Raw genomic sequence first — 7,179 nt, forward strand, 5'->3', positions numbered from 1 at the left:
CGGGGCTCGCGGTCGCCTGGGGCGCGATGGAGGACGTCGGGTACGTCGCCCGGCACGGCATCGGCGACGTCATGCGGCGCGTGGGCTTCGACGCGCTGCCCGCCGCGGAGGCGCTGACGTCCCTGGAGACGCTGCTCGGGCGCGGTGCCGACGTCGCCGTCGTCACGCGGACGGACTGGGGTGCGGTACGGAACAACTTCGCGACGGTACGCGGCCCCCGCTTCGACGACCTCTGCCCCGCCTCCGCCGGCGCCGGCGGGGGCGGGGGCAGGGCGGCGCTTCTGGAGACGCTGGCCACCGCGCCGCAGGAGGAAGCTCTCGACCGGGTGACGGCGATCCTCACCGAGATCCTTTGCGAGGTCCTGCAGACCACCGCCGACCGCGTCCACGCCGACCGGCGTCTGGACCAGTTGGGGCTCGACTCGCTGATGGGCGCCGAGCTGCTGACGGGGGTGAACCGGCGTCTGGGCTGCACTCTGCCGGCCGTGGAGGTGCTGGACAGCACCACGGTCGCGGATCTCGCCGGGCGCTGTCTGCGTCGGCTGCGCCGGCCGGCGGGGTGAGGCGGCGGGCGGCGCAGCTCGGGGGCGGTTCCCGGGGATTTCCTAGGGCGGCGCCGTCGTTCCCGGGCCGATGCGGTCAGTCCCCGTCCCCGTCCCCGCCTCCGCCTCCGCCCCCATCCTCGTCCCCGTCCGAGGGCCGCTCGGTCAGCACCACCGGCAGCCGTTCGGTTCCCCACAGCACGCCGGACATCCGCCGCGGCACGGCCTCGCCGGTGAGCGCCGGGCGGTATCGGGCGAGGGCCGCGAAGAGGGCCTGTGCCTGGAGGCGGACCAGGTGGGCGCCGAGGCAGAAGTGCGTTCCCCTGCCCAGGGCGAGGTGCTGCGGGGAACGGGCGATGTCGAAGCGGTCGGAGTCGGCGAACGCCCGCGGGTCCCTGTTGGCGGCGCCGGGCAGCACCCCGACCACCGTGCCGGCCGGCACGTGCCGGCCCGCGATGTCGGCGTCGCGGAGGGCGATGCGGCTGATGAGGTGGATGGACGGGTCGTAGCGCATGACCTCCTCGACCACCGCGGCGGCGCGCGAGGGGTCGGCCCGCAGGCGGTCGAGTTGCTCGGGGTGGCGCAGCAGGGCGTGGGCGCCGTTCGCCATCTGCAGGACGACGGGCTGGTGGCCGGCGACGACGAACTGCCCGATCGCCGTGATGATGTCCTGCTCGTCGAGCGGGGTGTCCTCGGGCCCCTGGGCCAGGAGGGCGCTGACCAGGTCGTCCTGGGGTGCCCTGCGGCGTTCCTCGATCAGGGTGCGGAGGTAGTGGGCGAATTCGAGGCGGGCGGCGGTCAGGCGGGCGGCGTCCTCCTCGGCGAGCAGGCCGGTCGGGACGAAGGCCAGGCTCAGCCCGGCCAGGGCCCCGTACCACCGCGGCCGGTCCTCCAGCGGGACGCCGACCACGGCGCAGATGAGCTCCAGGGCCAGGGGAACCGCGAAGTCGGCCACCACCTCCGCCTCGCCCCTGACGGCGGCGGCGCGGACGAGACCGGCGGTGCGGTGCCGGATCGCGGGGCGCAGGCGTTCCACCGCGCGGGCGCTGAACGGGGCGGAGACCCGGGCCCGGCGGCAGCGGTGCTCGGGCGGGTCGACGAGCAGGAACGACTGCGCCTCCAGCGCCCCGCCGCCCAGCCCGAATCGCGGGTCCCCGAGGGCCCCGACGCCTGCGTGGTACCCGGTGACGAGGACGACACCCTCCCCCGGCGCCAGCACGGGCCCTTCGGCTCGCAGGCGCGCGTAGGCGGCGTACGGGTCGGTGCGGAACGCTTCGCCCCGCATGTCGAACGGCAGGTGGTCCCAGAAGTCGGCGCTCACCGCGATGCGGCGAGGCTGTGTTCGTCCGTCCATTGCCGTCATCATCCCCGGAGCGGGTGTGGGCATGCGGCCCGCGAAGCCCGCGTGTCCCGAGTCGAGCGGGGGCTCCGTTCCGGCGTTCTCTTTCCGACGTCCCCTTTCCGGCGTCCCCATCCGACGTTCCCTCACCTCCGACCGGCCGGGCGAAATGTGCCAGCCGCACACCACCAAGTGGATGTATTGTGCAGCTTCTCGGTTTCGCGGCGAAAGGTCGGAATGGAACAGCGGTCGTCACAAAGCGTCGAGTTGGCGTACCTGCCGGCGGTGGAGGACTTCAAGGAAGCGCTGGGCGCGCGGTCGAAGGTGTCCCGCGCGGCGCGCCGCAGCCGCCGCATGCTGTCGGGAGCCCTCGTCGTGTCGGCGCTCCTCGTGGCCATGAGCTGGTGGTCCGGGAAGGACCTGCCGGTTCCGGTGCTGGTGATGCTCCCGGTGCTCGCGCTGATGCGGTGGTACACGCCGTGGGCGCAGGCGCGGCAGTTCCTGCGCATGGCGGAAGGCAACGGCGTGCACCGGATCAGCGTGGCGGATTCCGGCCTCACCGTCAGCCACGAGCGGGCGACGACCACGCTCGCCTGGCAGGCCGCGCCCCGGTACGCGGAGACGCCCGGGCAGTTCGTGCTGTTCGGCGGCGACGACAACGCCTCGTGCCTCACCGTCCTGCCCAAGCGCGGCCTGCAGGACCCGGCCGGGGCGGACCGGCTGCGCGCGTTGCTGGACCGGCACCTCACGCGCGTCTGACCGGCGGCCCCGCCTGGTGGACCCGTCGGGGCCAGCACCCTTCAACAGCGAACTCCCGTTTGCTTTCAGGCCGACTTCTGCGCAGCCGCCGCGTGCGGGTGGAGGTCGGCGAGGGTCAGCGGGTGCGCGGGCGGGCGGGGCAGGACGGCGTGGCTGGTTGCGGCGTGGTCCGGGCCGACGTGCAGGAGTTCGCCCGGGTCCAGCAGGCGCCAGTGCGGGTTGTCGTCCATGCGCTCGCTGGCGACGACGGTGGACGGGACGGCGCTGAGGTCGGCGGAGTGGACGCGCATCCGGCCGTGGCTGCCGCTGTGGTCGAGGTGGCGGCAGCCGTGGTGGCCGCCCGCCGGGCGCCGCAGCACGTACAGGTCGTGGGTGTCGGGGTAGCGCAGGGCCCACAGGTCGGTGGGGGTGGCGAGGACGAAGTTCAGGGCGTAGAGCGGAAGGTGGTCCGCGATCCAATTGACGGCCGCGGCGATCCCCGCGCCCGTGTCCCCGCCGTGCGCGCGGATCTCACGGGTGATCAGGGCGAAGACGCGTTCGGAGTCGGTGTCCCCGCCCACCAGCGACCGGTCCGGGCCCAGCCGGGCTTCCAGGGCGTCCAGGCCCTCGACGACGCCGTTGTGGGCGAACAGCCGGCCGTCCTGCGCGAAGGGGTGGGTGTTGCGGGCGTCCAGGCGGCCGGTGGTCGCGTAGCGGATGTGGGCGACGAAGGTCGTGGACTCGGCCCGTCGCGCCTGGACGGCGAAGGCCCGGTCCGCGTAGGCGGCCAGGGGCGCCTTGCCGACGCGCGGCGTGCCGTCGGGGTCGAAGTGGCCCAGTCCGGTGCCGTCGGGGTCGCGGTGGCTCTGGGCGCTGAGGCTGTCGGGGGCGTCGAGGAGCCAGAAAGTGGCGCGGGTGCGTTCGGGGGCGCTGGTGAGGCCGAACAGGCGGCACATCGGGGGTTCCTCCATGGGCTCGCGTGGCTGGGGGTGGTGGGATGGGGGGCCTTTTCGCGTTGCTCCTTTCGGATGTTTTTTCGGGCGCCCTTCGGTGGCGTAGGGCCCGGCTGCCAGGGCCCGTTCGCCCGGCGTGGACCGGGCTTGGGCGGCGACCGCTGCCACACCGCCGGGACCGCCTTCATGATGCCGCCGATCCCGGCGCCTTGACCGGACGGCACGGCATGATCCTGCGCCCCCGCGAGGTGTGCCCGAGCGGAAGGAGGTGGGCGGACGGACCCGCCGCGGTAGGCATCCCGCGTGCAGACTTTCCTCCCGTACCCCGGCTTCACCCGGTCCGCCGCGGCCCTGGACCCGCCCCGCCTGGGCAAACAGCGCGTCGAGGCACTTCAGGTGCTGCGCGGCCTGACCGTGCCCGGGTACGGATGGCGGCACCACCCCGCGGTGCGCATGTGGACCGGCTACGAGGAGGCCCTGGTCCGCTACGGCCTCGACGTGTGCGCGGTGTGGGTGGCGGAGGGGCGCGCCGACACCTGCGCCACCACCCTGGTCACCGACTTCTCCCGGCATCGTCCCGGCGCCGCCGTACGCGCCCAGGACGAGCTCGCCGACGACGGCGAGCTGCCGCCCTGGCTGGGGGACCCGGCCTTCCACCGCAGTCACCAGTCGGCGCTGGTGCGCAAGGCACCGGACGTCTACTCCCCGCTCTTCCCGGGCGTCCCCGACGACCTGCCGTACGTGTGGCCGACCTCGGATCGCGCCTCCTCGTGACCTCTGGGCAAGGGGTCGGGCAGCTCGGTCGGCATGTGGGCGTGGCGCCAATCGGCCCAGGATGACTGCCACTCGAAGAGGTAACGGCCAGCCGGCGCCTACTACGGTAAGCAGATCGACCGGCCCAGTTACCCGGATGCAGTTCAGTGGCCCCTACCTGCAGCCTTTCCCCTCGCCTCCGAAACGCGCGGGCGCGACCTGGCGGGGACGGGTGACGTGACCGTCGCGGCCGGGAGCGGGCAGTCGGGGTACGGCGGGAGACTGAGCGTCGGTAAGGCACCGTCCACCGGACCCGACCAGCCGAGGAGCGGCGCCATGGGGTATACCACCCGCGAGAAGTGGCAGCGGCACTACGCCGACGGGAAGGGGTTCCGCCCGCTCGGCGACGTCGAGCGGGCGCTGCTCGCCGAGCACACTCCCGTGCCCGAAGGCGGCGGGCGGGCGCTCGACGTGGGCTGCGGCACCGGGGAGTTGGCCGCCTACCTGGCCCGTCTCGGCTACGTGGTGGACGCCGTCGACTTCGCCGGGAGCGCGGTCGCCCGGGCCCACGAGGAGTACCCGGACGCCGAGGGCGTGCGCTGGCTGCGGCTGGACATCGAGCGCGACGACCCCGCCGATCTGCACGACGACGGCTACGACCTGATCTGCCTGCGCCTGATGTACCCGTTCCTGCGCGACCGCGGCCGCGTCCTGCACGCCCTGGGCGAGCGGCTGCGGCCAGGCGGCGCGCTCGTCGTCATCACGCCGACCACCGACCGCACTCCGCCCGAGCGGCGGGGCATCGCTCTCGACGAGGACGAGATCCGCCTGCTCACGGCGGGTTGGGGGCAGGTCGATCGACTGGAGGCGGACGGGCTCGCCGTCCTCGCCCTGCGCGGCCCCTGCCACGGGGACGCGGACACCCCGGCGGTCGGGAAGCGCCCGCCCACCGGCCGCCCTGACCGGTGCCTCCGCTGTGGTGACCGGCTCCTGTGGCCGGGGCCCGGTGCGGCTCCCCCCGGTCCACCCTCCTATGGTGATCTTGTTCAGTCGGGCAGGGGTAGGGGGCCGTCGGTGAACTCGTCGGGCAGGTGGTTGGTGGCCGTGGTGGCCGCGGTGGCATGGGGCTGCGTGGCGTGCGCCCCCGCGGGTGGGGAAGCGGCGCGGGCGGATGAGGCGGAGCTGGTGGGCGATTGGGGGAACTCGAGAGGGACTCGTCTTCATTTGGCCCCGGACCGGAGCATAAGGTGGGCGGAAATATCCGAAGCGGTGTGGGACCCCGGGTGCCCGGACACGGCAACCGGGAGCTGGGAGTTTTCCGACTCCTCGGACGGCGCGGCCCCTTCCCTGAGCGGCAAGGGGCTCACCAGCGGAGATGAGCTCGGACTGGAGGCCGGCGTGCCGACGCGGGGATCCTGCCGAATACGGGCGGAGATCAGACGGGACGGGAAGGGGCCCAGTCTCTGTCTGTACATCGATCCGGATTCGATGTGTTCCGGCAAGGAGCTTCTTCGGCCCAGGCGGTGACGCCGACACGCGGCCGGGAGCCTTCTTGGTGCGCGGGAGCGCGGAAGCGATGCCGGAGGCCGGCTCCCCGGGCGTGCGAGGGGGCCGGCCTCCGGGGCGGACGGAGCCTTACTCGCCCTTGGTGAAGGCGGCCACCTGGGTCAGGAGGGGGACGTCCGTGAGGAACGCCAGGTGGTTGAGGCAGGGAACCAGGGTGTTGTCCGCGCCGTTCAGCCGGGTGCTGACGAACGGGCTGATGACGCCGTCGCAGGGCGAGTACCAGGTGCGGTAGCGGGTGTCGCCGGGCGTCTCGTCGCCGGAGGCCAGTCTGGCGAGGAAGGCCGAGCCGGGCTTCATCTCCGCGCACGAGGGCGACATGACGGTGCACAGGGCCGCGACGTCCGTGCCGTGGTGGGCGCCGGCGAGCGAGGCCAGGTGGCCGACGCTCGACGCGCCGCCGAGCTCCTTGACGTACCACATGGAGACCATGCCGCCCATGGAGTGGTTCACGAGGTCGACCTTCCGCGCCCCGGTGTCCTTCTTCACCTTCTCGACGAAGGCGGCGAGGTCGCGGGCGCTGGTCTCGTTGGTGGTGTTGTAGTCGTAGACGAAGCTGAACAGCTCGCCGCTGCGGTAGCCGGAGGCGAGGAAGGCGGCCTTCGCCGGGGCCCAGGCGGGATCCGACCCCAGGTAGCCGTGGACGAAGACGACCGGCGCCCGCTGCGCGGCCGGTTCCGGCTGGGCGGCGGTGGCCGTTCCGCCGGCCACCAGGGAAGCGACCGCAGCGGCCGCCGCGACGAACGTGCCGACGAACCTGCGCATGTGTACCTCCGAGAGGGTTCCGGCGCCGAGGGCGGCCGGGGCGGGACATCCGACTGCCGGGAGCATGCGGGCGCGGCGGGCGGGCGCGCATCGGTGAAACCACCGGTGTTCGGGGGGTTGTCGCCACCGACAACGCCGGCCGGTGCCGGTCTGGGCGGCCGGACAAGGGACGCGCGGAAGTTCTTCGTTCGCTCCCTCTCACCAGGGCGCTCGCGCGCACACGGCGTCCCGTTCGCACCCTTCCCCCTCCCCAAACCGGTAACCGGTCGGTAACTTGCTTGCGGTCCGGGCGTGCGGCCGCCCGACCGGGCCCGTCGGTGTCGGTATCAGGAGGGACAAACCCGTGCGCGACCCCTTACAGCGACTGCACGTGCGCTGCTCAGCCGTCCTCGCGCGGGCGGCGGAGCGGGCGGGGGACGGCGGTACCCGCGCCGCCCGGCTGTCGGCCGCCGCCGGACACGCCCGCCGCGCCGGTCTGACGCGCCGGGCCGGGGAGCTGGAGGCCCGGGCGACGGCGCTCGGGCGG

Annotated in this window: 8 protein-coding genes; 5 read left to right on the forward strand and 3 right to left on the reverse strand. The window is 73.8% G+C overall.

The window, feature by feature from the left end; translation table 11 throughout:
• Window positions 1-563 (forward strand): acyl carrier protein (locus JNW98_RS27715; protein WP_223771047.1); only part of this gene is annotated, 563 nt, incomplete at its 5' end.
• Between the two features lie 76 nt (window positions 564-639).
• Here the strand turns inward: JNW98_RS27715 and JNW98_RS27720 are convergent.
• Window positions 640-1,896 (reverse strand): cytochrome P450, encoded by a 1,257-nt coding sequence (locus JNW98_RS27720; protein ID WP_223771048.1) that lies wholly within the window; start codon window positions 1,894-1,896, stop codon window positions 640-642.
• A gap of 222 nt (window positions 1,897-2,118) precedes the next feature.
• Here JNW98_RS27720 and JNW98_RS27725 point away from each other — a divergent pair, with 222 nt between their 5' ends.
• The gene (locus JNW98_RS27725) at window positions 2,119-2,640 is read left to right on the forward strand and encodes a YcxB family protein (RefSeq protein WP_223771049.1); all 522 of its coding nucleotides are present in this window, start codon (window positions 2,119-2,121) and stop codon (window positions 2,638-2,640) included.
• A gap of 65 nt (window positions 2,641-2,705) precedes the next feature.
• Here JNW98_RS27725 and JNW98_RS27730 read toward each other — a convergent pair whose 3' ends face one another.
• Window positions 2,706-3,575, reverse strand: a complete 870-nt coding sequence (locus JNW98_RS27730; protein WP_223771050.1) for a class II glutamine amidotransferase — start codon at window positions 3,573-3,575, stop codon at window positions 2,706-2,708.
• 300 nt (window positions 3,576-3,875) lie between these two features.
• Between JNW98_RS27730 and JNW98_RS27735 the strand changes: the two genes are divergently transcribed.
• Both JNW98_RS27735 and JNW98_RS27740 read left to right on the forward strand, forming a co-directional pair.
• Window positions 3,876-4,346, forward strand: a complete 471-nt coding sequence (locus tag JNW98_RS27735) for an MSMEG_6728 family protein (RefSeq protein WP_223771051.1) — start codon at window positions 3,876-3,878, stop codon at window positions 4,344-4,346.
• 315 nt (window positions 4,347-4,661) lie between these two features.
• Window positions 4,662-5,852 (forward strand): class I SAM-dependent methyltransferase, encoded by a 1,191-nt coding sequence (locus JNW98_RS27740; RefSeq protein ID WP_223771052.1) that lies wholly within the window; start codon window positions 4,662-4,664, stop codon window positions 5,850-5,852.
• Window positions 5,853-5,960: 108 nt separating this feature from the next.
• Here the strand turns inward: JNW98_RS27740 and JNW98_RS27745 are convergent, their stop codons facing one another.
• Window positions 5,961-6,653, reverse strand: a complete 693-nt coding sequence (locus JNW98_RS27745) for an esterase/lipase family protein (protein ID WP_223771053.1) — start codon at window positions 6,651-6,653, stop codon at window positions 5,961-5,963.
• 343 nt (window positions 6,654-6,996) lie between these two features.
• Between JNW98_RS27745 and JNW98_RS27750 the strand changes: the two genes are divergently transcribed.
• A partial coding sequence (locus JNW98_RS27750) for a hypothetical protein (RefSeq protein ID WP_223771054.1) occupies window positions 6,997-7,179 on the forward strand: 183 nt, incomplete at its 3' end.

Source organism: Streptomyces huiliensis (assembly GCF_020037025.1).
In the GTDB taxonomy this organism is placed as follows: Bacteria; Actinomycetota; Actinomycetes; order Streptomycetales; family Streptomycetaceae; genus Streptomyces; species Streptomyces huiliensis.

Bases quoted from the DNA above. Each gene is read 5' to 3' on its own strand.
- JNW98_RS27720 (WP_223771048.1), bottom strand. From the start codon at position 1,896: ATGGACGGACGAACACAGCCTCGCCGCATCGCGGTGAGCGCCGACTTC.
- JNW98_RS27725 (WP_223771049.1), top strand. From the start codon at position 2,119: ATGGAACAGCGGTCGTCACAAAGCGTCGAGTTGGCGTACCTGCCGGCG.
- JNW98_RS27730 (WP_223771050.1), bottom strand. From the start codon at position 3,575: ATGTGCCGCCTGTTCGGCCTCACCAGCGCCCCCGAACGCACCCGCGCC.
- JNW98_RS27740 (WP_223771052.1), top strand. From the start codon at position 4,662: ATGGGGTATACCACCCGCGAGAAGTGGCAGCGGCACTACGCCGACGGG.
- JNW98_RS27745 (WP_223771053.1), bottom strand. From the start codon at position 6,653: ATGCGCAGGTTCGTCGGCACGTTCGTCGCGGCGGCCGCTGCGGTCGCT.